The sequence below is a fragment of the Streptomyces sp. NPDC021096 genome (assembly GCF_040641275.1).
GTDB lineage: Bacteria > Actinomycetota > Actinomycetes > Streptomycetales > Streptomycetaceae > Streptomyces.
In genome coordinates, this window is sequence record NZ_JBFADG010000025.1 from 18551 (window position 1) to 41595 (window position 23045).

General features: G+C 71.5%; 22 protein-coding genes. 19 read left to right on the forward strand and 3 right to left on the reverse strand.

Going from position 1 to position 23045, the window contains the following annotated elements; genetic code table 11:
• Positions 1-182: 182 nt before the first annotated feature.
• Positions 183-1679 carry a cytosine permease gene (locus AB0G59_RS24590; RefSeq protein WP_360915433.1) on the reverse strand — a complete coding sequence of 499 codons (1497 nt, stop codon included), beginning with the start codon at positions 1677-1679 and terminating at the stop codon, positions 183-185.
• Between the two features lie 220 nt (positions 1680-1899).
• Here AB0G59_RS24590 and ftsY point away from each other — a divergent pair, with 220 nt between their 5' ends.
• Entirely contained in the window at positions 1900-3138 is a 1239-nt protein-coding gene (ftsY, locus tag AB0G59_RS24595; RefSeq protein ID WP_071964635.1) for a signal recognition particle-docking protein FtsY, read from the forward strand.
• A 108-nt stretch (positions 3139-3246) separates the two neighbouring features.
• Here the strand turns inward: ftsY and AB0G59_RS24600 are convergent, their stop codons facing one another.
• Positions 3247-3918: a bifunctional DNA primase/polymerase gene (locus AB0G59_RS24600; RefSeq protein WP_360915437.1), complete on the reverse strand. Its 672-nt coding sequence runs from the start codon at positions 3916-3918 to the stop codon at positions 3247-3249.
• Between the two features lie 450 nt (positions 3919-4368).
• On the opposite strand from AB0G59_RS24600, the gene AB0G59_RS24605 reads away from it, so the two are divergent.
• The 5 genes from AB0G59_RS24605 to ffh all read left to right on the forward strand — a co-directional run bounded on the left by AB0G59_RS24605 (position 4369) and on the right by ffh (position 11912).
• Complete coding sequence (locus AB0G59_RS24605) at positions 4369-5868, forward strand: hypothetical protein (protein WP_071964633.1); 1500 nt, start codon at positions 4369-4371, stop codon at positions 5866-5868.
• A gap of 305 nt (positions 5869-6173) precedes the next feature.
• Positions 6174-7448, forward strand: a complete 1275-nt coding sequence (locus tag AB0G59_RS24610; protein ID WP_360915441.1) for an ammonium transporter — start codon at positions 6174-6176, stop codon at positions 7446-7448.
• Positions 7445-7783, forward strand: a complete 339-nt coding sequence (locus tag AB0G59_RS24615; RefSeq protein WP_360915444.1) for a P-II family nitrogen regulator — start codon at positions 7445-7447, stop codon at positions 7781-7783. Before AB0G59_RS24610 ends, AB0G59_RS24615 begins: the two co-directional genes overlap by 4 nt.
• Before the next feature lie 21 nt (positions 7784-7804).
• Positions 7805-10213, forward strand: coding sequence for a [protein-PII] uridylyltransferase (locus AB0G59_RS24620; protein WP_360915447.1), 2409 nt, complete (start codon positions 7805-7807; stop codon positions 10211-10213).
• 148 nt (positions 10214-10361) lie between these two features.
• The gene (ffh, locus tag AB0G59_RS24625) at positions 10362-11912 is read left to right on the forward strand and encodes a signal recognition particle protein (protein ID WP_360915450.1); all 1551 of its coding nucleotides are present in this window, start codon (positions 10362-10364) and stop codon (positions 11910-11912) included.
• Positions 11913-11983: 71 nt separating this feature from the next.
• Here the strand turns inward: ffh and AB0G59_RS24630 are convergent, their stop codons facing one another.
• A complete protein-coding gene (locus tag AB0G59_RS24630; RefSeq protein WP_360915453.1) occupies positions 11984-12811 on the reverse strand; it encodes an SAM-dependent methyltransferase in 828 nt (275 codons plus the stop codon).
• Positions 12812-13127: 316 nt separating this feature from the next.
• On the opposite strand from AB0G59_RS24630, the gene proS reads away from it, so the two are divergent.
• The 13 genes from proS (at position 13128) to AB0G59_RS24695 (ending at position 22993) form a co-directional block, all read left to right on the forward strand.
• Positions 13128-14543: a proline--tRNA ligase gene (gene proS / locus AB0G59_RS24635; protein ID WP_360915456.1), complete on the forward strand. Its 1416-nt coding sequence runs from the start codon at positions 13128-13130 to the stop codon at positions 14541-14543.
• A 269-nt stretch (positions 14544-14812) separates the two neighbouring features.
• Positions 14813-15403 carry a hypothetical protein gene (locus AB0G59_RS24640; protein WP_360915459.1) on the forward strand — a complete coding sequence of 197 codons (591 nt, stop codon included), beginning with the start codon at positions 14813-14815 and terminating at the stop codon, positions 15401-15403.
• A 187-nt stretch (positions 15404-15590) separates the two neighbouring features.
• Complete coding sequence (gene rpsP / locus AB0G59_RS24645; RefSeq protein WP_360915462.1) at positions 15591-16025, forward strand: 30S ribosomal protein S16; 435 nt, start codon at positions 15591-15593, stop codon at positions 16023-16025.
• A 2-nt stretch (positions 16026-16027) separates the two neighbouring features.
• Positions 16028-16264, forward strand: coding sequence for an RNA-binding protein (locus AB0G59_RS24650; protein ID WP_360915465.1), 237 nt, complete (start codon positions 16028-16030; stop codon positions 16262-16264).
• Between the two features lie 156 nt (positions 16265-16420).
• Positions 16421-16978, forward strand: a complete 558-nt coding sequence (gene rimM, locus AB0G59_RS24655) for a ribosome maturation factor RimM (RefSeq protein ID WP_360915468.1) — start codon at positions 16421-16423, stop codon at positions 16976-16978.
• Positions 16978-17793: a tRNA (guanosine(37)-N1)-methyltransferase TrmD gene (gene trmD / locus AB0G59_RS24660; RefSeq protein ID WP_360915471.1), complete on the forward strand. Its 816-nt coding sequence runs from the start codon at positions 16978-16980 to the stop codon at positions 17791-17793. The genes rimM and trmD overlap by 1 nt, the downstream gene beginning before the upstream one ends.
• Before the next feature lie 130 nt (positions 17794-17923).
• Positions 17924-18274, forward strand: coding sequence for a 50S ribosomal protein L19 (rplS, locus tag AB0G59_RS24665; protein ID WP_071961628.1), 351 nt, complete (start codon positions 17924-17926; stop codon positions 18272-18274).
• Between the two features lie 45 nt (positions 18275-18319).
• The gene (lepB, locus tag AB0G59_RS24670) at positions 18320-19147 is read left to right on the forward strand and encodes a signal peptidase I (protein ID WP_360915475.1); all 828 of its coding nucleotides are present in this window, start codon (positions 18320-18322) and stop codon (positions 19145-19147) included.
• 112 nt (positions 19148-19259) lie between these two features.
• Positions 19260-20327 carry a signal peptidase I gene (lepB, locus tag AB0G59_RS24675; RefSeq protein WP_360915478.1) on the forward strand — a complete coding sequence of 356 codons (1068 nt, stop codon included), beginning with the start codon at positions 19260-19262 and terminating at the stop codon, positions 20325-20327.
• Positions 20266-21291 carry a signal peptidase I gene (lepB, locus tag AB0G59_RS24680; RefSeq protein WP_360915576.1) on the forward strand — a complete coding sequence of 342 codons (1026 nt, stop codon included), beginning with the start codon at positions 20266-20268 and terminating at the stop codon, positions 21289-21291. Before lepB (AB0G59_RS24675) ends, lepB (AB0G59_RS24680) begins: the two co-directional genes overlap by 62 nt.
• 114 nt (positions 21292-21405) lie before the next feature.
• Positions 21406-22146, forward strand: coding sequence for a signal peptidase I (gene lepB / locus AB0G59_RS24685; RefSeq protein ID WP_360915481.1), 741 nt, complete (start codon positions 21406-21408; stop codon positions 22144-22146).
• On the forward strand, positions 22139-22645 hold the full coding sequence (locus AB0G59_RS24690) for an NUDIX hydrolase (protein ID WP_360915484.1): 507 nt from the start codon (positions 22139-22141) through the stop codon (positions 22643-22645). The genes lepB (AB0G59_RS24685) and AB0G59_RS24690 overlap by 8 nt, the downstream gene beginning before the upstream one ends.
• A gap of 39 nt (positions 22646-22684) precedes the next feature.
• Positions 22685-22993 (forward strand): DUF2469 domain-containing protein, encoded by a 309-nt coding sequence (locus tag AB0G59_RS24695; protein WP_071965846.1) that lies wholly within the window; start codon positions 22685-22687, stop codon positions 22991-22993.
• Positions 22994-23045: the final 52 nt, after the last annotated feature.

Consider the following 23045-nt stretch of genomic DNA (forward strand, 5'->3'; position numbering starts at 1 on the left):
CGGCCCGGTGGTCGGGTTTGTGCCCACCCGTTCCGCCCTGCGGAACGATTGCCCACAAACGGGTGGCGGGGCGATTGCCCACCCCGCCCCCGGCACCACGAGACGCCCCAGGGCCAGGGCGCACAAACGAAGAGGGCCCCCGAACAGGGGGCCCTCATCAACCAGCGGAAAGCGGTCAGCGCTTACGCGGCGGCAACCTTCTCGCGCTCCGCGCCAGAGGCCTCAACAGCCGCCTCGTTCTCGCGAGGCACCGGCAGCACCGCCATCAGCGCCGCCGAGATCACGATGGTGGCCGCCCAGCCCAGCCCGTACTTGCCGACGAACGTGCCGGACAGCGGCCCGCTGAACCAGTCGCACTTCGTGAAGCAGAGGCCCGCCGCCAGCGCCACGGCCCACGCCGTCATCGCCTGCCAGCAGAAGCCGCCCACGTACCAGTACCGGCTCGTACGACCGGTGTCCATCAGCCCCTCGGCGTCGTACCGGACGGCCCGCGCCCGGCGCCGCGCCATGTCGACGGCGTAGACGCCGATCCACGCGGAGAAGGAGACGGCCAGCAGGATCAGGAACGTGATGAAGGAGCTGAGGAAGCTCTTCGCGACGAGCATCAGCAGCAGACCGCCCACCAGGGAGATCATCGCGTTGATGCTGACGGCCATCGCCCGCGGCAGCTTGACGCCCATGGTCTGGGCGGTGAAGCCGGCCGAGTACATCGAGAGGCTGTTGATCAGCAGCATGCCCACGATCGCGGTGGCCAGGTACGGAACCGCCAGCCACGTCGGCAGGATGTCACCGAGGAAGGACACCGGGTCCGGTGCGTCGGCGAGCTCGGGCGTGGCCACGGCCATCACGGCGCCCATGAGAACCATCGGCACCATCACCAGACCGGCACCGGAGACGGTCGCCCCGACGATCTTCTTGCCCGACGCGGCGTGCGGCAGGTACCGCGCGAAGTCGGGGCCGGTCGGCACCCAGCTGATGCCGCCGGCCGCGATGGTCCCGATGCCGGCGATCATCATCGCGGTCGTACCGGCCGGCTTGGAGAAGACCTCGTCCCACTTGATGTGCACGATCAGATAGCCGAGCACCAGCACGCTGAAGATGCCGAAGAGGTACGTCGACCACTGGTTGCACACGTTGAGCGCCTTGCGCCCCATGCCGCTCACCAGGAACGTGCAGGCGACGAAGACGAACAGCGTGACGACGATCAGCGGGGTGTTGCTCTTCACGCCGAGGAGCAGATCGAGAACGGTGAGCACCGCGTACGCGCCCGTGACCGCGTTGATCGTCTCCCAGCCGAAGCGGGCGACCCACAGGATCGCGCCCGGGAAGAGGTTCCCGCGCACTCCGAACGTGGCCCGGGAGAGCATCGCGCCGGGCGCGCCGCCCCACTTGCCGGACACGGACAGCACGCCGACGAGCCCGAACGACACGAGCGCGGCACACGCCGCGACGATCAGGACCTGCCAGAAGTTCAGGGCGTTGAAGACGATCAGCGCCGCGCCCATGGTGAGCAGCAGAACGCTGATGTTGGCGGCGACCCAGGTCGGGAAGAGCTCCCGGACCCGGCCGTGCCGCTCGTGGTCGGGTACGGGCTCGATGCCGCGGGTCTCGATGGCGCTTCCGGCGCCGGCGGCGCCTTCGGGGCTGGACACGTTGGCGCCGTCGGCAGCGTTGTCCATGGTGGGGGCCATATCGGGGGCTCCGTGCGGGGTGTGACAGGGCGGGGCCTGGGCAGAAAGGGACGTTGGGACTCTACGCGCGTCGCGTGAGCCCACGCCATCGTACTTTGATCTAACTTTGGCCGGTTAGTGCCGTTAGTCCTTGTCGTAAAGCACGAACAGCGCCGTCCCGACGGCACTGCGGCGCCCGGCGCCCGAGGTGTCCGATACTGGGTGCGTTATGGAAATCGTCATCCTTGCTGTAGTCATCGCTGTGGTCGCGCTCGGCGCGATCAGCGGGCTCGTGGTCAGCAGCCGCAAGAAGAAGCAGCTGCCCCCCGCTCCGCCGAGCAGCCCGTCCGTCACCGCGCCGCCCGCCGAGCCGCACGTCGGCGAGGAGGCCGAGACCCCGCGCGCGGAACCGCGCCGCACCGTCGAAGAGGTCGAGCTCCCCGAGGCCCCCGCCGCGGAGGAGACCGCTCCCGCCGTCGAGCCGGAGACCGCGGCCCCGGCCCCGGCCGCACCAGAGATCGAGGTCCCGGAGCCCACCGCCGGCCGCCTCGTACGGCTGCGCGCCCGGCTCTCCCGCTCGCAGAACTCCCTCGGCAAGGGTCTGCTGACCCTGCTCTCCCGTGAGCACCTCGACGAGGACACCTGGGAGGAGATCGAGGACACCCTGCTCACCGCCGACGTCGGCGTCGCGCCGACGCAGGAACTGGTGGAGCGGCTGCGCGAGCGCGTGAAGGTGCTCGGCACCCGCACGCCCGAGGAGCTGCGCGCCCTGCTCCGCGAGGAGCTGCTGACCCTCATCGGCACCGACTTCGACCGCAGCGTCCACACCGAGCCGGGTGTGGGCGTGAACGGTGAGGAGAAGCCCGGCGTCGTCATGGTCGTCGGCGTCAACGGCACCGGCAAGACCACCACCACCGGCAAGCTCGCCCGTGTGCTCGTCGCCGACGGCAAGTCCGTCGTCCTGGGCGCGGCGGACACCTTCCGCGCCGCCGCCGCCGATCAGCTCCAGACCTGGGGCGAGCGCGTGGGCGCCCGCACGGTCCGCGGCCCCGAGGGCGGCGACCCGGCGTCGATCGCCTTCGACGCGGTCAAGGAGGGCATCGCCGAGAACGCCGACGTCGTGCTCGTCGACACCGCCGGCCGGCTGCACACCAAGACCGGGCTCATGGACGAGCTCGGCAAGGTCAAGCGCGTCGTGGAGAAGCACGGCTCGGTCGACGAGGTGCTGCTGGTCCTGGACGCCACCACCGGTCAGAACGGCCTGGTGCAGGCGCGCGTCTTCGCCGAGGTCGTGAACATCACCGGCATCGTCCTCACCAAGCTGGACGGCACCGCCAAGGGCGGCATCGTCGTGGCGGTCCAGCGCGAGCTGGGCGTCCCGGTCAAGCTCGTGGGCCTGGGCGAGGGCGCGGACGACCTGGCGCCCTTCGAGCCCGAGGCGTTCGTGGACGCCCTCATCGGCGACTGACGGGCACGACGCCCGCAGCAGCAGGCAGAAGAAAGGGCCCCCGTCGCAGGTGCAGCTGCGACGGGGGCCCTTTCGTATACGGGGTCGGGCCCCCGGACCCGCCGGGCGTCAGCCGGCGCCCGCGGAGCGGTGGCAGACGTACGCCAGCGTCCCCAGCAGCAGCCGCGCCTCCGGCGGGCGCCCCGCCGTGTCCAGCGTCGGCGGCAGCAGCCAGCGCATCGGGCCCAGGCCCGCGAAGTCGGACGGCGGCGCGGTGATGTGGTCGCCGTGGCCCAGGCCGTGCAGGTCGAGCCGGGCGTCGTCCCACCCCATGCGGTACAGGAGCTGGGGGAGTTCCGCGGCGGCGCCGGGGGCGACGAAGAACAGCGCGCGGCCGTGCGGGGTGAGGGCCACGGGCCCCAGCGGCACCCCCATCCGCTCCAGCCGTGCCAACGCGTGCCGGCCCGCCGCCTCCGCGACCTCCAGTACGTCGAACGAGCGGCCGACGGGCAGCAGCACGGCCGCGCCGGGCACCTCGGCCCAGGCCGCCGCGGCCTCGTCCAGCGTGGAGCCGGCCTTGACGGGAGGGGCGAACGAGAGCGGGTGGGCTCCGGGCGAGGGGCACTCGGCGGCGCCGCACGAGCAGCTGACCCGGCTGCCGCGCGAGGCCCGGGCGCCGGGAACGACGTCCCACCCCCACAGGCCGGTGTACTCCGCGACCGTCGTCACGGACTCGGACGCGCGGCCCCGACGCCGAGAGCCCGAGCGCAGATCCCGGATGCCGCCGATTGTGAAGCCCATGCCCCCTCCAACGGGTCGTGCTCGCAGTTGGTTACGTGTCGGAGTGTCTCGGACACGGACGGTCGCCGACCCATGCCGCGAGGCGGCGCGGCGGTGCGCGACCGGTGGTGCGCCGCGAGACGCGCGCCGTGGCGTACATCCATTCACCTTCTCGCCGGTTTCCTCGTGTTCGTTCCGTGTCAAGTCAATCGCGATGCGGGCGGAAGGAGTTCATTCGTTGGGGTGGCGAATGGTGGCGTTTACTGGACTGCCCTCGCGGGAGCGGTGATCGTAGGATTACTTTCGGTACATGGGCCCTGCCGGACAAGCGGCCGCAAAGCGCGGCAAGCTGTTGGCGGTTCGCGCGTAGACGTGCGGATGCACGCTATGGATGTGGTTGCACACGTGGATGTCGAGGCACGTCATGGGTGCAGACGCGTAGACGCAGAGTTTTCGGATGGGGGCGTTCCCGTGAGCGGCAATGTCAGTGGTACCGGTGGTGCCGACAGGGCTGATAAGGCCGAGAAGCGCCCCAACGAGCAGCTGAACTCCTGGTTCCTGCGCAGCGGATGGTCGAAGGGCGAGCTGGCGCGGCAGGTGAACCGCAGGGCCCGGCAGCTGGGCGCCCATCACATCAGCACCGACACCTCCCGCGTACGCCGCTGGCTGGACGGCGAACAGCCGCGCGAGCCGATTCCGAAGATCCTCTCCGAGCTGTTCTCCGAGCGCTTCGGCTGTGTGGTGGGCGTCGAGGACATCGGGCTGCGCGCCGCCCACCAGTCGCCCTCCGTGTCGGGCGTCGACCTGCCCTGGGCGGCCCCGCAGACCGTGGAGCTGTTGAGCGAGTTCTCCCGCAGCGACCTGATGCTGGCCCGCCGCGGCTTCCTCGGGACCTCGCTCGCGCTGTCCGCCGGCCCCGCCCTCATCGAGCCCATGCAGCGCTGGCTGGTGCCCGGCACCCCCGGCCGCGAGAGCGCGGGCCCGTCGGACCGGGAGCGCCCCCGCCGCTCCCGGCTCTCCGCCCCGGAGCTGGAGCTGCTGGAGTCCACGGCCGTGATGTTCCGGCAGTGGGACGCCCAGTGCGGCGGCGGCCTGCGCCGCAAGGCCGTGGTGGGGCAGCTCCACGAGGTCACCGACCTGCTGCAGGAGCCCCAGCCCGAGGACACCTCCCGGCGGCTGTTCCAGGTCGCCGCCGAACTGTCCCAGCTCGCGGGCTGGATGAGCTACGACATCGGGCTGCACCCCACCGCCCAGAAGTACTTCGTGCTGGCCCTGCACGCCGCCAAGGAGGCCGGCAACCGCCCCCTGGGCTCGTACATCCTCTCCAGCATGAGCCGCCAGATGATCCACCTGGGCCGCCCGGACGACGCCCTGGAGCTCATCCACCTCGGGCAGTACGGATCGCGGGAGACGGCCACCCCCCGGACGCAGGCCATGTTGTATGCGATGGAGGCCCGCGCGTACGCCAACATGGGCCAGCCCGCGAAGGTCAAGCGCGCGGTGAGCATGGCGGAGGACTGCTTCGGCGACTGCGAGCCGGGCGACGGCGACCCCGACTGGATCCGGTTCTTCTCCGAAGCCGAGCTCAACGCCGAGAACGCCCACTCCTTCCGCGACCTCGCCTACGTGGCCGGCCGCAGCCCCACCTACGCCTCGCTGGCGCGCCCCAAGATGGAGCGGGCCGTCGAGCTGTTCGAGCAGGACAACGAACACCAGCGTTCGTATGCGCTCAACCTCATCGGCATGGCCACCGTGCACCTGCTGGAGCGCGAGCCGGAAGAGGGCGCCGTCATGGCCGGGAAGGCGCTGAGGATCGCCAAGCAGGTGCGGTCCGAGCGCGTCAGCAACCGCCTGCGCAAGACCGTCGACAATGCCGTCCGCGAATTCGGCGACGTCGCCGAGGTCGTGCAGCTCACCGAGCAACTCGCCGTCCACCTGCCGGAATCCGCCGAGGCCGCCCACGCGGTCTGAGCCGTCCGGCCCCCGTACCCGGCCGCGGTGACCCTCCCGTACCGCCCGACTCGGCCCCCCACGCCAGGTCACTCCGGAGGGTCGCCGCGGTCGGTTGTTCCCGTCGCGAGCCGTCCCGGGGGACGGCTCGCGCGGCCGTCCCGCCGTTCATCGGCGCGTAACACGTCCCCCCTCATCGTCACGGCCGCGAAACAACCCGTGGCGTCGGCTGAAACCGTGCCGCGCGAGCCTCGTGGCGACACCGGCCCACTGGGAAGACCGGCCCGCACGGGGGCACGGGCCGCGGCCACGAGGAGACGTCGACATTGAATGGCGCAGATACCGCATTCGTATTGATCAGTGCCGCGCTCGTGATGCTGATGACACCGGCCCTGGCCTTCTTCTACGGCGGCATGGTGCGGGTCAAGAGCGCGCTCAACATGCTGATGATGTCGTTCATCTCGCTCGGCATCGTCAGCGTCCTGTGGGTGCTCTTCGGGTACTCGCTGGCCTTCGGCGATGACCTCGGCGCCGGACTCCTGGGCAACCTCGACCACATCGGCTTCAAGGGCATCAGCCCCGAGACCCTCACCGGCGGCAAGGAGGGCATTCCGGTCCTGGCCTTCGCCCTCTTCCAGCTGATGTTCGCCGTCCTCACCCCCGCCCTGATGAGCGGCGCCCTCGCGGACCGCGTGAAATTCAGCGCCTGGGCGCTGTTCATCACGCTCTGGGTGACGATCGTCTACTTCCCCGTCGCCCACTGGGTCTGGCAGGCCGACGGCTGGCTCTTCAAGCTCAAGGTGATCGACTTCGCCGGCGGTACGGCCGTCCACATCAACGCCGGCATCGGCGCGCTCGCCGCCGTCCTGGTCGTCGGCAAGCGCATCGGCTTCAAGAAGGACCCCATGCGCCCCCACAACCTGCCGCTGGTGATCCTCGGCGCGGGGCTGCTGTGGTTCGGCTGGTTCGGCTTCAACGCCGGCTCGGCGCTCGCCGCCAACGGCGTCGCCGCCAACATGGCCATGAACACCCAGGTCGCCACGGGCGCCGCCATGCTCGGCTGGCTCGCCTACGAGCGCATCAAGCACGGCGCCTTCACCACCCTCGGCGCGGCCTCCGGCGCCGTCGCCGGACTGGTCGCCATCACCCCGGCCGGCGCGGCCGTCAACGCCTTCGGCGCCATCCTCATCGGCCTCGTCGCCGGCGCCGTCTGCTCCTGGGCCGTCGGCCTGAAGTTCAAGCTCGGCTTCGACGACTCCCTCGATGTCGTCGGCGTCCACCTCGTCGGCGGCATCATCGGCACCCTGCTCGTCGGCCTCCTGGCCACCGGCGGCGTCGGCGGCCTGACCCAGCTCGGCCGCCAGGCCGCCGGGGCGTTCTCCGTCCTGGCCTACTCCTTCACCGTCTCCTGGGTGCTTGCCAAGCTCGTCGACAAGCTGATCGGCTTCCGGGCGAGCGAGGAGGACGAGCTCAGCGGCGTCGACCAGGCCTACCACGCCGAAACCGCGTACGACTTCAGCGCCGTGGGCGGCGCCGCGGCCGGCCGCGGGTCGACGCCCGCCCCCGCGCAGCAGACCCGGAACAAGAAGGTGGACGCATGAAGCTCATCACCGCGGTCGTCAAACCGCACCGGTTCGAGGACGTCAAGAAGGCGCTGCAGGCCTTCGGCGTCAAGGGCCTGACCGTCACCCAGGCCAGCGGCTACGGACGCCAGCGCGGCCACACCGAGGTCTACCGCGGCGCCGAGTACGAGATCGACCTCGTACCCAAGATCCGCATCGAGATCCTCGCCGAGGACGACGACGCCGACGACATCATCGACGTCCTCGTCGCGGCCGCCCGCACCGACAAGATCGGCGACGGCAAGGTGTGGGTCGTCCCGGTCGAGACGGTCGTCCGCGTCCGCACCGACGAACGCGGCGCGGACGCGCTCTGAGCACAGGGGAAGGGGCCTGACATGACGCGGACCGAGGCCGCCGCCACCGACCCGGAATCCGGCGGCTACGCCGCGGCCCGGCTGCGGCTCCTGCACGAGGAGTCCCTGTCCGGACCACCGCTGCGGGCGGAGCTCGCCCGGCTCACCGACCGGTGGCTGAGCGGGCTCCTGGGCCCCTCCCAGGGCGTCGCGCTCGTGGCCGTCGGCGGCTACGGGCGCGGCGAGCTCTCCCCGCGCAGCGACCTCGACGTCCTCCTCCTGCACGACGGCAGGACCGGCGCCCCCGGCATCGCCGCCGTCGCCGACCGCGTCTGGTACCCCGTCTGGGACATGGGCCTGGCCCTCGACCACTCCGTCCGCACCCCCGCCGAGGCCCGCAAGACCGCCTCCGGCGACCTCAAGGCCCACCTCGGCCTCCTCGACGCCCGCCACATCGCCGGCGACGCGGACCTGACCGGCGCCCTGCGCACCGCCGCCTACGAGGACTGGCGCGCCCAGGCCCCGGCCCGCCTGCCGGAGCTGCGCGAGCTGTGCGAGGAACGCGGCCGCCGCCAGGGCGAGCTGCGGTTCCTGCTGGAGCCCGACCTGAAGGAGGCGCGCGGCGGACTGCGCGACGCCACCGCACTGCGCGCCGTCGCCGCCTCCTGGCTCGCCGACGCCCCCCGCGAGGGCCTCGAACACGCCCGCTCCCTCCTTCTGGACACCCGCGACGCCCTCCACCTGACCACCGGCCGGGCCACCGACCGGCTCGCACTCCAGGAACAGGCCGAAGTCGCCGCCGGCCTAGGCCTCGCCGACGCCGACGCGCTGCTGCGCGGCGTGTACGAGGCCGCCCGCACCGTCTCCTACGCCGCCGACGTCACCTGGCGCGAGGTGGGCCGGGTGCTGCGGTCGCGCTCCGGACGGCCCCGGCTGCGCCGCATCCTCGGCGGCCGCGGCGGCCGGGGCGGCTTCGTCGAGCCCGAGCGGATCCCGCTCGCCGAAGGCGTCGTCGAACAGGACGGCGAAGTCGTCCTGGCCCGCACCGCCCGCCCCGACCGCGACCCCGTGCTGCCCCTGCGCGCGGCCGCGGCCGCCGCCCAGGCGGGGCTGCCGCTGTCCCGGCACGCCGTGCGGCGCATGGCCGCCGCCGTCCCGCTGCCGCTGCCCTGGCCCGCGGAGGCCCGCGAACAGCTCGTCACCCTCCTCGGAGCGGGCGAGTCCACGGTGGCCGTCTGGGAAGCCCTGGAGGCCGAGGGCCTGGTCTCCCGGCTGCTGCCCGAATGGGAGCACGTCCGCTGCCGCCCGCAGCGCAACCCCGTGCACCGCTGGACCGTCGACCGGCACCTGATCGAGACGGCCGCGCGCGCCTCGGCCCTCACCCGCCGCGTCGGCCGCCCCGACCTGCTGCTCGTCGCCGCGCTCCTGCACGACATCGGCAAGGGGCGCCCCGGCGACCACAGCGCGGTCGGCGAGAGACTCGCCCGCGCCATCGCCCCCCGCCTCGGCTTCGACGGCGCCGACACGGCCGTCCTCGCCACGCTCGTACGCCACCACCTCCTGCTCGCCGAGACCGCCACCCGCCGCGACCTCGACGACCCCGCCACCATCCGTGCGGTCACGGACGCGGTCGGCTGCGCCGGGACCCTGGAACTGCTGCACGCGCTGACCGAGGCCGACGCCCTGGCCACGGGACCGGCGGCGTGGAGCGACTGGCGGGCCTCGCTGGTGGCCGAGCTGGTCCGGCGCGCGGCCGCGGCCCTGGCCGGGGAGCCGGTGGCGGCCCGCACGGAGCCGGCGGCGCCGACGGCCCGGGAGGAGGCGCTGGCGGCCGAGGCGCTGCGCACGGCGGGGCCCGTGGTGGAGCTGAGCGCGCCCCCGGAGGGCGTCGGCGACACCCTGGAGCTGACCGTCGCCGTCCCCGACCAGCCCGGCGTCCTGCCGGCGACGGCCGGCGTCCTCGCCCTGCACCGCCTGACCGTCCGCACGGCGGAGCTGCGCGGCCTCGGCGGCGCCCTGCTGCTGAACTGGCGCGTGGCGGCCGAGTACGGCGCACCGCCGGATGCCGCGCTGCTGCGCGGCGACCTCGTCCGCGCCCTGGACGGCTCGCTGGACATCGCGGGACGCCTCGCCGAGCGCGAGGCCGCCTACGGCCGGCGGCGCAGGGGAGCGGCGCACGCGCCGGCGCGGGTGACGATCGCGCCCGGCGGCTCGCAGGTCGCGACGGTGCTCGAGGTACGGGCCCAGGACGCCCCCGGGCTGCTGCACCGCATCGGGCGGGCACTGGACGAGGCGGACGTATGGGTGCGCAGCGCGCACGTGAGCACGCTGGGGGCGAACGTGGTGGACGCGTTCTATGTGACGGACGCGGACGGGGCGCCGCTGGCGGGGGACGAGGCCGTGGCCGTGGCACAGCGCGTGGAGGGGGCGTTGGACCGGGGGACGGGGTGAGGGTTCGCCGTCCCCGTACGACGGGCGCCTGGGCGGCGCCCGGAGGTCGTCGGTTTCACCGGATTCGGCAGGCGAGGGCGTCGCGCTTGCCGGGCCGGATACCCTGGGTGCGACTGACCCGCCCCCGACCCGAGGATCTGCGACCGCCGTGTTCGACACTCTTTCCGATCGCCTCGCAGCGACTTTCAAGAACCTTCGCGGCAAGGGGCGCCTCAGCGAGGCGGACATCGATGCCACGGCGCGCGAGATCCGCATCGCCCTCCTCGAGGCCGACGTGGCGCTGCCCGTCGTCCGCGCGTTCATCAAGCAGGTCAAGGAGCGCTCGCTCGGCGCCGAGGTCTCGCGGGCCCTCAACCCGGCCCAGCAGATCATCAAGATCGTCAACGAGGAGCTCATCGGCATCCTCGGCGGCGAGACCCGCCGTCTGCGCTTCGCCAAGACCGCGCCGACCGTCATCATGCTCGCCGGTCTGCAGGGTGCCGGTAAGACCACGCTCGCCGGAAAGCTCGGCCACTGGCTGAAGGCGCAGGGCCACGCCCCCCTGCTCGTCGCCTGTGACCTGCAGCGCCCCAACGCCGTCAACCAGCTCGGCGTCGTCGCCGAGCGCGCCGCCGTCGGCTTCTACGGGCCCCAGCCCGGCAACGGCGTGGGCGACCCGGTGCAGGTGGCCAAGGACTCCATCGAGTACGCCCGCACCAAGCAGTTCGACATCGTCATCGTCGACACCGCCGGCCGCCTCGGCATCGACGCCGAGATGATGCAGCAGGCCGCGGACATCCGCGACGCCGTCAGCCCCGACGAGATCCTCTTCGTCGTCGACGCGATGATCGGTCAGGACGCGGTCAACACCGCCGAGGCCTTCCGCGACGGCGTCGGCTTCGACGGCGTGGTGCTCTCCAAGCTCGACGGCGACGCCCGCGGTGGTGCCGCGCTGTCGGTCGCGCACGTGACCGGCAAGCAGATCATGTTCGCCTCCAACGGCGAGAAGCTGGACGACTTCGACGCGTTCCACCCGGACCGCATGGCGTCCCGCATCCTCGGCATGGGCGACATGCTCAGCCTCATCGAGAAGGCCGAGCAGACCTTCAGCCAGGACGAGGCCGAGAAGATGGCGGCCAAGCTGGCGAAGGGGCCCAAGGAGTTCACGCTCGACGACTTCCTGTCCCAGATGGAGCAGGTCCGCAAGATGGGCAGCATCTCCAAGCTGCTCGGCATGCTGCCCGGCATGGGGCAGATCAAGGACCAGATCAACAACCTCGACGAGCGCGACGTGGACCGCACCGCCGCGATCATCAAGTCGATGACCCCGGCCGAGCGCCAGGACCCGACGATCATCAACGGCTCGCGCCGCGCCCGTATCGCCAAGGGTTCCGGCGTGGACGTCAGCGCCGTGAAGAACCTGGTCGAGCGGTTCTTCGACGCCCGCAAGATGATGTCGCGCATGGCCCAGGGCGGCGGCATGCCGGGCATGCCCGGCATCCCGGGCATGGGCGGGGGCCCCGGCAAGAAGAAGAAGCAGATCAAGCAGGCCAAGGGCAAGCGCCAGAGCGGCAACCCGATGAAGCGCAAGGCCGAGGAGCAGGCCGCGGCCGCCCGCCGCGAGCAGGCGCAGGCCGCCAACCCGCTGGGCCTGCCGCCCGGCGGTCAGGACGCCCAGAACTTCGAACTCCCCGACGAGTTCAAGAAGTTCATGGGCTGATCAAGCCCTCGCGACAGCCCCCTCGGCCTCGGCCGTGGGGGCTGTCGGCGATTTCGGCGGCGTCGGCGGGTTTAGACCCGCGCTATCAGATAACGGAAGACGTTCGGCATCCACACCGTCCCGTCGCACCGCAGGTACGGGTGGAGGGCCTCGGTCAGCTCCTTGACGACCTGCTCCTCGTCCGTGGCCCGGGCCGCCGCGTCGAAGGCGCCCGTGGACAGCAGGCCGCGGACGGCGCTGGCGAGGTCGGCGTAGCCGTACGGGCAGGCGACCCGGCCCGAGCCGTCCGGGGCCAGGCCCGCCTCGCGGGCGAGGTTCTCCAGGTCGTCGCGGCCGCTGGGGCGCCAGCGGGCTGGGGCGCACATCGGATCGGCCAGGCGCGCGGCCACCCGGAGCGCTCCGGAGGCCGCGCAGCGCTCCTGCGGGCCCCAGCCCGCGAGGACCACGGGCGAGCCGGGCTCGGCACAGGCGGCGGCGCGGGAGAGGGCCTCCGCCAGGCCGTGGGAACCGGCGCCCGCGCAGAACAGCGGGTCGAAGGCGGTCACGAGGGTGAAGGGCGGGCCGTCGGGGTCGAGCACGGTCTCCGGGCCGCCGAGGCCGAGGCGGGTGCCGTGGCCGGCGGCGCCCTCCGGCATCAGGCGCTCACGGGCCAGCTCCAGCCGGCGGCCGTCCCGGTCGACGCCGCACACCGTGGCGCCGCGGGCGGCGGCCATCAGCAGGGCGAGTCCGGATCCGCAGCCCAGGCTCAGCAGCCGGGTGCCGGGGCCGGCCTCCAGGCGCTCGTACACCGCTTCGTAAAGCGGAACCAGCATCCGTTCCTGGATTTCCGCCCAGTCGCGGGCCCGTGACGCGGGCGAGGTCGGGGACGGCCGGTGCCGCCGCACGAGCGTTGGTGTCATCGAATGCGCCCCATTCCGCGGGTGAGGTGTCCTGATCCTTGTCCGTGGTTCCGCCCCCATGAGTGCTGCCGAAGTGCTGCCGTGCGCGCGGTGCGGTGAAGAACCCCCCGATGCCAGAGAACTCCGCTTCCGGCCGGGAGTCCAGGGGGAAGGCGCGAGAACGTTCCCGTATGCCCACGATGGCATGTGCCGGGCGTCATCGCATGAAATGGAACGGCCCCGGCACGGCCGTACGGCAGGGTGGCGGGGCGGGAAAGCGGGGGTTGCGGGCGGACGGATTCACACTCGGCCTGACGGGCCCCGTACCATTCGCAGCATGGCAAAGGCTCCCATTCTCACCCCCCAGGCGGAAGACTTCCCGCGCTGGTACCAGGACTTGATCAACAAGGCCGAGCTGGCCGACAACGGCCCGGTGCGCGGCACCATGGTCATCCGACCGTACGGCTACGGTCTCTGGGAGCGCATGCAGCAGGAGATGGACGCCCGGATCAAGGACGCGGGCGCCTCCAACGCGTACTTCCCGCTGTTCATTCCGCAGTCCTACCTCACGAGGGAAGCGGAGCACGTCGAGGGCTTCGCCCCCGAGCTCGCGGTCGTCACCCACGGCGGCGGCAAGGAGCTCGAGGAGCCGGTCGTCGTCCGGCCGACGTCCGAGACGATCATCAACGAGTACTTCTCGAAGTGGGTGCAGAGCTACCGCGACCTGCCCCTGCTGATCAACCAGTGGGCGAACGTGGTCCGTTGGGAGATGCGTCCGCGCGTCTTTCTCCGCACGAGCGAATTCCTCTGGCAGGAGGGCCACACCGCCCACGCCACGTACGAGGACGCCCGCGACTACGCGGCCCGTATCCACCGCGACGTCTACTACGACTTCATGGTGAACGTCCTGGGCATCGACGTGGTGCTCGGCCGCAAGACGCCCAAGGAGCGTTTCGCGGGCGCCATCAACACCCTCACCCTCGAGGGCATGATGGGCGACGGCAAGGCGCTGCAGCTGGGCACCAGCCACGAGCTGGGCCAGAACTTCGCCAAGGCGTTCAACACCTCCTACCTGTCGAAGGACGGGCAGCAGGAGCTGGTCTGGCAGACGTCCTGGGGTGTTTCGACCCGCATGGTCGGCGGTCTGATCATGTCGCACGGCGACGACAAGGGCCTGCGGGTCCCGCCGCGGCTGGCGTCCGTCCAGGCCGTGGTCCTGGCGATCAAGGGCGACGAGGCCGTGCTGGCCAAGGTCCGCGAGATCGGCGACGTCCTCAAGGCCGCGGGCGTGCGGGTGCAGGTCGACGACCGCACCGACACCCCCTTCGGCCGCCGCGCCGTGGACTGGGAGCTCAAGGGCGTTCCCGTCCGCATCGAGATCGGCCCGCGCGACCTGGAGAACGGCACGGCCATGCTGGCCCGCCGCATTCCGGGCGGCAAGGAGCCGGTGCGCATCGACGAGCTGGCCGCGCTGCTGCCCAAGGTCCTGGAGGAGGACCAGGAGCAGCTGCTGCGCGAGTCGCGTGAGCGCCGCGAGTCCCGCACGACGGACGTGAAGACCATCGAGGAGGCCGCCGAGGCCGCGGTCGCCGGTGGCTGGGCCCGCATCCCGTGGGCGACGCTGGGCGCGGAGGGCGAGGCCAAGCTGGCCGAGCAGGCCGTGACCGTGCGCTGCCTGGTGATGCCGGACGGCTCGGTGCCGGAGTCCGACGACGCCGAGGGCGCCATCGCGATCGTCGCGCGCGCCTACTGATTCACCTCTGGCCCCCGGTCGTGCGCTTCGGCGCACGGCCGGGGGTTTTGCGCTCCGGCGTGCGCCGGGGTTTGCGTACGAGACTCGCACTTACTGATGCGTCAGTACGTCCCACCTTGCGAACTGGTGCACGGCTAATCCGCCTTCTCCGTAGTTCTGCGCACCCGCCCTCCTCAGGACGTATGAGGCGGGAAACTGACTGGTACGTGCAAATTATTTGGGATGGCCCGGTATCGGAACACCGGGCTGTGCCCGCTCGTTGTCACGACGTGAGCACGACACCACCTGTTCTCGCCGCAGAGCTGGCGCAGGCGTGGGCCGACATTCAGCGGTTCCACCCCGAGCTGCCGGATCTAGCCGCGCCCGAATCGTTGATCGGGGAGTCGTCGTCCGCCTGCGGCGCCGAGCTCTCCTTCGAAAGGCTGCTGCACGAGGCAGTGCACGGCATCGCGGCCGCCCGCGGTGTCCGCGACACCTCTCGTGCCGGCCGCTACCACAACCGCCGGTTCCTGGCGATCGCCGAGGAGCTCGGGCTCGACCACAGCGAGGAGCCGCATCCCAGCAGTGGCTTCTCGCTCGTCGTGCTCAACCCAGAGGCGCGCAAGCGCTACCGCCCGACGATCGACAGACTCCAGCGCGCCCTGAAGGCCCACACGGTCGCCACCACCGCCGACACCTCGCGCACCTTCCGGGGCCCGGCGGCGCGCCACGGCTCCTCCGGCGGCGGGGTCCGGGTGAAGGCGGTGTGCCAGTGCGGGCGCAACGTCCGGGTCGTGCCGTCCGTGCTCGCCCAGGCGCCGATCATGTGCGGCGGCTGTGGCCAGCCGTTCCGGATCCCCGAGGCCGTCTCGGTCGGCTGAGCGCAGCGGTCGCCGGCGGGGTTCGGCGGCCGCGTGGCGGTGTGGCACAATGAGTGGCTGTACTCGACAGTCGCATAGGACCCCTCTCTCCTCCGGCTGACGCGTCCATCGGGCACCCCGAGTACCGCAAACCCCACGTGGCATCTCGTTGTGCCCAACCACGTCAAGACCAGGAGACACCACTCCAGTGGCAGTCAAGATCAAGCTGAAGCGTCTGGGCAAGATCCGTTCGCCTCACTACCGCATCGTCGTCGCCGACTCCCGTACCCGCCGTGACGGCCGGGCCATCGAGGAGATCGGCCTGTACCACCCGGTGCAGAACCCCTCGCGCATCGAGGTCGACAGCGAGCGTGCCCAGTACTGGCTGAGCGTCGGCGCGCAGCCGACCGAGCCCGTTCTGGCCATCCTCAAGGTCACCGGCGACTGGCAGAAGTTCAAGGGCCTGCCCGCCCCGGCCCCGATGCTCGTGGCCGAGCCGAAGAAGGACCACAGCGGTCTCTTCGAGGCCGTCGTGAACGCCGCCGACGCGTCGAAGGGTGAGGCCATCACCCCGAAGGCGAAGAAGTCGGAGAAGAAGGACGAGGCCGCTGAGGCCGAGTCCGCTGAGTCGACCGAGGCCTGAGCATGCTCGAGGAGGCTCTCGAGCACCTCGTCAAGGGCATCGTCGACAACCCCGACGACGTCCAGGTAGCCTCGCGCAACCTGCGTCGCGGGCGTGTGCTGGAGGTCCGGGTCCACCCCGATGACCTCGGCAAGGTGATCGGTCGCAACGGCCGCACCGCGCGCGCACTGCGCACCGTCGTGGGCGCCCTCGGCGGCCGCGGCATCCGCGTCGACCTCGTCGACGTCGACCAGGTCTGACCTGTGCGGCCCGGCCGCCACCGCTCACGCGGCGGCGGCCGTCGGTCGTGAGGTCGCTCGATCGATGGTTGCGAGACACTGAGAGCCGGGGGCATCACGCCCCCGGCTCTCAGCCTTTTTCCGCAACCCTTCTCAACTTCTCAACGGAGTGAAAGCGTGCAGCTCGTAGTCGGCAGGATCGGCCGCGCCCATGGGATCAAGGGCGAGGTCACGGTTGAGGTGCGCACGGACGAGCCCGAGCTGCGGCTCGGACCCGGCGCCGTGCTGGCCACCGACCCCGCGGGTACGGGGCCGCTGACCATCGAGACCGGCCGCGTCCACAGCGGCAGGTTGCTGCTGCGCTTCGCGGGCGTGAGCGACCGCAACGCCGCCGAGGCGCTGCGCAACACCCTGCTGATCGCCGAGGTGGACCCGGAGGAGACTCCCGAGGACCCCGAGGAGTTCTACGACCACCAGCTGATGGACCTCGACGTCGTCACCGTCGACGGCACGGCCGTCGGCCGGATCACCGAGATCTCCCACCTGCCGTCGCAGGACCTCTTCATCGTCGAGCGGCCCGACGGCAGCGAGGTGATGATCCCCTTCGTCTCCGAGATCGTCACCGAGATCGACCTGGACCGGCAGGTCGCGGTCGTCGACCCGCCGCTCGGCCTGCTCGACGGCGACCAGGCCGAGGTCGCGAGCTCCCGCGACGCCGAGGAGGGGCAGGAGTAATGCGCCTCGACGTCGTCACGATCTTTCCCGAGTACCTCGAGCCGCTGAACGTCTCGCTCGTCGGCAAGGCCCGCGCCCGCGGTCAGCTGGACGTACGCATCCACGACCTGCGGGAGTGGACCCACGACAAGCACAACACCGTCGACGACACCCCGTACGGCGGCGGCCCCGGCATGGTCATGAAGCCCGAGCCCTGGGGCGAGGCGCTGGATTCGGTCATCGAGTCCGGTCAGGGCGAGGACCGCCCGGTGATCGTCGTCCCGACGCCCAGCGGCAGGCCCTTCACGCAGGAGCTCGCCGTCGAGCTCTCCGAGAAGCCCTGGCTGGTCTTCACCCCCGCCCGCTACGAGGGCATCGACCGCCGCGTCATCGAGGAGTACGGCGACCGCCTCGACGTGCGCGAGGTCTCCATCGGCGACTATGTGCTGGCCGGCGGCGAGGCCCCGGTCCTGGTCATGGTCGAGGCCATCGCCCGGCTGCTCCCCGGCGTGCTCGGCAACGCCGAGTCGCACCGCGACGACTCCTTCGCGCCCGGCGCCATGGCCGACCTGCTCGAGGGCCCCGTCTACACCAAGCCGCCGCAGTGGCGCGACCGGGGCATCCCGGACGTCCTGCTCAGCGGCCACCACGGCAAGATCGCCCGCTGGCGCCGCGACGAGGCGTTCCGGCGCACGACCGCGAACCGGCCGGATCTGATCGAACGGGCCGACCCCGCCGCCTTCGACAAGAAGGATCGCGAGATGCTCTCGATCCTGGGCTGGGCGCCGGGCGAGGACGGCCGATTTGGGCGTCTGGGTCCGGTCGTGGAAGAATAAGCCGTTGCCTTGCGTCCGGCGCACGCCCCTGCCACAGGGGGAACGACGTCCGCCCGGCGCTTTCGGCACCCTTCACCTTCGGCACGAATTCCGCTGATGACCTGTGGCATCGGCGAGGAAGCAGACGCTCATGTCCTCCCTGCTCGACAACGTCAACGGCGCCTCCCTGCGCACCGACGTCCCGGCCTTCCGCCCCGGCGACACCGTGAACGTCCACGTTCGCGTCATCGAGGGCAACCGCTCCCGCATCCAGCAGTTCAAGGGTGTCGTCATCCGCCGCCAGGGTGCGGGCGTCAGCGAGACCTTCACGGTCCGCAAGGTCTCCTTCTCCGTCGGCGTCGAGCGCACCTTCCCGGTGCACAGCCCGATCTTCGAGAAGATCGAGCTCGTGACCCGCGGTGACGTCCGTCGCGCCAAGCTGTACTACCTCCGTGAGCTCCGCGGCAAGGCCGCGAAGATCAAGGAGAAGCGCGACAACTGAGCTTCTCGCCGGAGTCCAGGACCGGCCGGATAGGCTTTCGGTCCGATGGACACCGACGCACAGCTCGCACAGCTTCCGGAGCGCGACCGCTCTCCCGACCCCGACGAGGGGGAGGGACGGCGGTCGCGCTCCGCGCGTTTTCCCGCCCGTGCGCGGCAGTGGCTGGCCGGTGGCGGCCCCCTGCGCCGGGCCGGGCTGTTGCTGATCGTCTGTTTGGTCTTCGTGCTTCTGGTCAGCAGCTACGTTGTGCAGCCCTTTCTGATCCCCAGTGGATCGATGAAGAGCACCTTCCAGATCGGCGACCGGGTACTGGTCAACAAGCTCGCCTACCGCTTCGGGAACGAGCCGCGCCGGGGTGATGTGATCGTCTTCGACGGCACCGACTCGTTCGTCCAGACCCGGCCGGCCGAGAACCCGGTGGCCGCGCTGGTGCGCAAGGGCGCGTCGTCCGTCGGGCTGATGCGGCCGGCGGCGACCGACTACATCAAGCGGGTCGTGGGCATCGGCGGCGACCGCGTCCGGTGCTGCGACAAGCGCGGGCGGCTGGAGGTCAACGGCCGGCCGGTGCTCGAGGACTATCTGTTCCCCGGGGACGAACCTTCCCAAGTGCCGTTCGACATCGTGGTGCCGGAGGGCAAGCTATGGGTCATGGGTGACCATCGCAGTGACTCCCGTGACTCCCGTGACCACTTGGGCGAGCCCGGGGGTGGCACGGTCCCGCTGGACCATGTCATCGGCCGAGCCGACTGGATCGGCTGGCCCCTGGGCCGGATGACCTCGCTGAAGCGGCCGGGTGCCTTCGCCGACGTACCGGATCCGGGCGATCCGGGCCACGGCGCGGGCGGGGGTCACCTCGGCGGCCCGCATGGGTAGCCGGGGGCGTACGGAGGCGCGTACGGGTGCGGAGGCCCGTGCGGGCGCCGGTGCCCATGCACGGACGAACGCCGGTGCCCATGCCCGGACCGACGGGGGTGCCCGGGCCCGGATGGACACGGGTGCCTCCGCGGGTACCGCGGAGGCCGGTTCGGCCGCGGCCGGTACGGCTCCGGCGGGGCACCGCAGGGGCTCCGGGGCGGGGCCGGCGTCGCCGCCCCCGGCCGGTGGCCGGGCGGCCCGGCGGAAGGCGGCGACGCGGATCAAGCGGCGCCGGCAGCGCCGGTCGGCCGCCAAGGAGGTGCCGATCCTCATAGGCGTGGCCCTGCTGATCGCCCTGGTGCTGAAGACCTTCCTCCTGCAGGCGTTCGTCATCCCGTCGGGCTCGATGGAACAGACCATCCAGATCGGCGACCGGGTGCTGGTGGACAAGCTGACGCCGTGGTTCGGGTCGAAGCCCGAGCGCGGCGACGTGGTGGTCTTCAAGGACCCGGGGGGCTGGCTGGACGGGGAGCAGTCGTACGGGGGCCGGGACCCGGTGGGGATCAAGCAGGCGAAGGAGCTGCTGGCCTTCATCGGCCTGCTGCCCTCGGCCGACGAGCAGGACCTGATCAAACGTGTGGTCGGCACCGGCGGGGACACGGTCAAGTGCTGCGACAACGACGGCAGGGTCACGGTCAACGGGACGCCCCTGCTCGAGCCGTACGTCCATCCGGGCAATCCGCCCTCGCAGCTGAAGTTCGAGGTGAAGGTGCCGGCCGGCCGGCTCTTCGTCATGGGGGACCACCGCTCGGACTCGGCGGATTCGCGCTATCACCTGGACGAGAAGGGCCAGGGCACGATCGCGGAAGACCTGGTGGTGGGGCGTGCGGTGGTCGTCGCATGGCCGGTGGGGCACTGGAAGGGGCTGTCGGAACCGGAGCCCTTCGCTTCGGTACGGGACGCGCCGCAGACGGGGACGCGTGCGGACGCTTCGCCGCATAGTGTGTCCTCCACGGATCAAGAAGGGTTGATCCGGCTCCCGACCCCTGCGGAACTCCCGCTCGTTATGGGAGTGGTGGGCCTGCGTCGTTTGTGCGACAGGCGGCAGCGTGGAGTGAGGAGTGGATGTGGGGGATTTGGCGGTCGGCGCGCGTTCCGGTCACGGAGAGCCCGAGAAGCGGCCCGGGCGGACGGATGAGGCGCTCGGTCAGTCGTCCGGAGAGTCCGCGGGCGTCGCGCCCGAGGAGGCCAGGTCCCAGGCGACCGACGGACCCGCCGCGGAGCCGGGCGCCGCGACCGTGACGCCCGAGGCGGGCGCCGGGGGAGCGGGCGGTTCGGAGCCGCGTACGAGGGAGCCCAAGAAGCAACGATCCTTCTGGAAGGAACTGCCGATCCTGGTCGGCATCGCCCTGCTGCTCGCGCTGATCATCAAGACGTTCCTGGTGCAGGCGTTCTCGATTCCCTCCGAGTCGATGCAGAACACCCTCCAGCGCGGCGACCGGGTGCTGGTGGACAAGCTGACGCCGTGGTTCGGGTCGAAGCCCGAGCGCGGCGAGGTCGTCGTCTTCCACGATCCGGGCGGCTGGCTGGGCGAGACGGCCACCGCCGACAACGGTCCGGTGGCCGGCGCCGTCCAGAAGGTGCTCAGCTTCATCGGTCTGATGCCCTCCGCGGAGGAGAAGGACCTGATCAAGCGGGTCATCGCGGTCGGCGGCGACACGGTGGAGTGCAAGGGCAACAACGAACCGGTGACGGTCAACGGCAAGGCGCTGAACGAGCCGTACATCTTCCCGGGCAACACCCCCTGCGGTGACAAGCCCTTCGGCCCGATCAAGGTTCCGGACGGCCGCATCTGGGTGATGGGCGACCACCGCCAGGACTCCCTCGACTCGCGCTACCACCAGGACCTCGACAAGTTCCAGGGCACGGTCTCCGAGGACGAGGTCGTCGGGCGCGCGATCGTCGTGGCCTGGCCGGTGAACCGCTGGTCCACCCTGCCGGTGCCGTCCACCTTCGACCAGCCGGGGCTGAGCGCGGCGGCCGCCGTGGCGCCGCCCGCGCTCGGGCTCGCGGGCGCGGTGCCGCTGGTGCTCTGGCGCCGCAGCCGCAGCCGGCGCGCGCTGGAGGAGCAGGCCGCGACGAAGGCCGCGACGAGGGGCTGACTGACGTCCTACCGCCGGGTAGTGTGCGATTCCATGCCCCTGGGCATTCGGAATCCGACTTCCACCGGGTGCGGTCCGCGCCCGGTGGATCCTGACGCGGCGCGGGGGACGGACATGCGCGACATGGAGCGGGACGAGGACGGCCACGGCCGCGCGGGCAGAGCACTGTCCGGGCTGGCCGTGGCCGTCGGCTGTGTGCTCTTCCTCGGCTCCTTCGCCTGGGCCGCGTTCCTGTACCGGCCCTTCACCGTCCCGACCGACTCGATGGCGCCCACCATCGGGATCGGCGACCGGGTTCTCGCCCAGCGGATAGCGGGCGGCGAGGTGCGGCGCGGGGACGTCGTCGTCTTCGAGGACCGGGTCTGGGGCAACGATCCGATGATCAAGCGGGTCGTCGGCATCGGCGGCGACAAGGTCGAGTGCTGCGACCGGCAGGGCCGGCTGACGGTCAACGGCGTGGCCGTCGAGGAGCCCTACCTCCACACCCCCGGCCAGGCCTCGCCCAGCGGCTTCTCCGCCACCGTGCCCCCGGACCGGCTCTTCCTCCTGGGCGACCACCGCATCACCTCGGTGGACTCCCGCACCCATATGACCGACGGCGGCCAGGGCACGGTGCCGCGCGACGCGGTACGGGCGCGCGTGGACGCCAAGGCCTGGCCCCTGTCCGGCTGGGGCATGATCCAGCGACCCGGCGCGTTCGACGCCCTGCCCGGCGGCACGTCCCGGCCCGGGCCGCTGCCGCTGATCGTGACGTGCGCCGTCGTGGGTGCCGTGCTCATCCTGGGAGGTGCGGCGTACGGGCCGCTGGCGCGGCGGCTCGCGGGTCGTGGGAAGGCGGCGGTGCCCCATGGCTGACTCCGGTGCGATCGGCGGCGGCCTGCGCCGGGCCGCGCGGGTGATCCTGCTCGACCCCGCCGACCGCGTGCTGCTGATGCACGGCTTCGAGCCCGGCGACCCGACACTCACCTGGTGGTTCACCCCGGGCGGCGGACTGGAGGGCGACGAGGGCTGGGAGGAGGCGGCGCGCCGTGAGCTGGCCGAGGAGACCGGGATCACGGACGTCGAGCTGGGCCCGGTGCTGTGGACGCGGACCTGTTCCTTCCCCTTCGACGGCCGGCGCTGGGACCAGGACGAACGGTATTACCTCGCCCGTACCGAGCAGACGCCCGCCTGGACCGGTGGCGGTACGGAGCTGGAGCGGCGCAGCGTCACGGGACTGCGTTGGTGGACCTGCGAAGAACTGTTCGCCACCCGTGAGACGGTGTATCCGACCAGGCTCGCCGAGCTGCTGCGTACGCTGCTCGACGAGGGACCCCCGAGTACGCCGGTGCTCCTGGAGACTGAGCGCGCCTGACGCACAATGGGGGGACGCACGGCTGAAGGGGAACATGCCATGAGCGCCGAGGACCTCGAAAAGTACGAGACCGAGATGGAGCTGAAGCTCTACCGGGAGTACCGCGACGTCGTCGGTCTGTTCAAATACGTGATCGAGACCGAGCGGCGCTTCTATCTCACGAACGACTACGAGATGCAGGTGCACTCCGTGCAGGGCGAGGTCTTCTTCGAGGTCTCGATGGCGGACGCCTGGGTGTGGGACATGTACCGGCCCGCGCGCTTCGTGAAGCAGGTGCGGGTGCTCACGTTCAAGGACGTGAACATCGAGGAGCTCAACAAGAGCGATCTGGACCTTCCGGGGACATGAGGCCTGTGGGGACATGAGTCCTGTGTGGCGTGTGTGGGTGACGAAGTTGTCC

Coding starts and splice junctions, on each gene's coding strand:
- AB0G59_RS24615 (WP_360915444.1), top strand. CDS start 7,445: ATGAAGCTCATCACCGCGGTCGTCAAACCGCACCGGTTCGAGGACGTC.
- lepB (WP_360915475.1), top strand. CDS start 18,320: ATGGACACCGACGCACAGCTCGCACAGCTTCCGGAGCGCGACCGCTCT.
- trmD (WP_360915471.1), top strand. CDS start 16,978: ATGCGCCTCGACGTCGTCACGATCTTTCCCGAGTACCTCGAGCCGCTG.
- proS (WP_360915456.1), top strand. CDS start 13,128: ATGGCAAAGGCTCCCATTCTCACCCCCCAGGCGGAAGACTTCCCGCGC.
- AB0G59_RS24590 (WP_360915433.1), bottom strand. CDS start 1,679: ATGGACAACGCTGCCGACGGCGCCAACGTGTCCAGCCCCGAAGGCGCC.
- AB0G59_RS24650 (WP_360915465.1), top strand. CDS start 16,028: ATGCTCGAGGAGGCTCTCGAGCACCTCGTCAAGGGCATCGTCGACAAC.
- ftsY (WP_071964635.1), top strand. CDS start 1,900: ATGGAAATCGTCATCCTTGCTGTAGTCATCGCTGTGGTCGCGCTCGGC.
- lepB (WP_360915481.1), top strand. CDS start 21,406: ATGCGCGACATGGAGCGGGACGAGGACGGCCACGGCCGCGCGGGCAGA.
- AB0G59_RS24690 (WP_360915484.1), top strand. CDS start 22,139: ATGGCTGACTCCGGTGCGATCGGCGGCGGCCTGCGCCGGGCCGCGCGG.
- rplS (WP_071961628.1), top strand. CDS start 17,924: ATGTCCTCCCTGCTCGACAACGTCAACGGCGCCTCCCTGCGCACCGAC.
- AB0G59_RS24620 (WP_360915447.1), top strand. CDS start 7,805: ATGACGCGGACCGAGGCCGCCGCCACCGACCCGGAATCCGGCGGCTAC.
- AB0G59_RS24600 (WP_360915437.1), bottom strand. CDS start 3,918: ATGGGCTTCACAATCGGCGGCATCCGGGATCTGCGCTCGGGCTCTCGG.
- AB0G59_RS24695 (WP_071965846.1), top strand. CDS start 22,685: ATGAGCGCCGAGGACCTCGAAAAGTACGAGACCGAGATGGAGCTGAAG.
- lepB (WP_360915478.1), top strand. CDS start 19,260: ATGGACACGGGTGCCTCCGCGGGTACCGCGGAGGCCGGTTCGGCCGCG.
- AB0G59_RS24630 (WP_360915453.1), bottom strand. CDS start 12,811: ATGACACCAACGCTCGTGCGGCGGCACCGGCCGTCCCCGACCTCGCCC.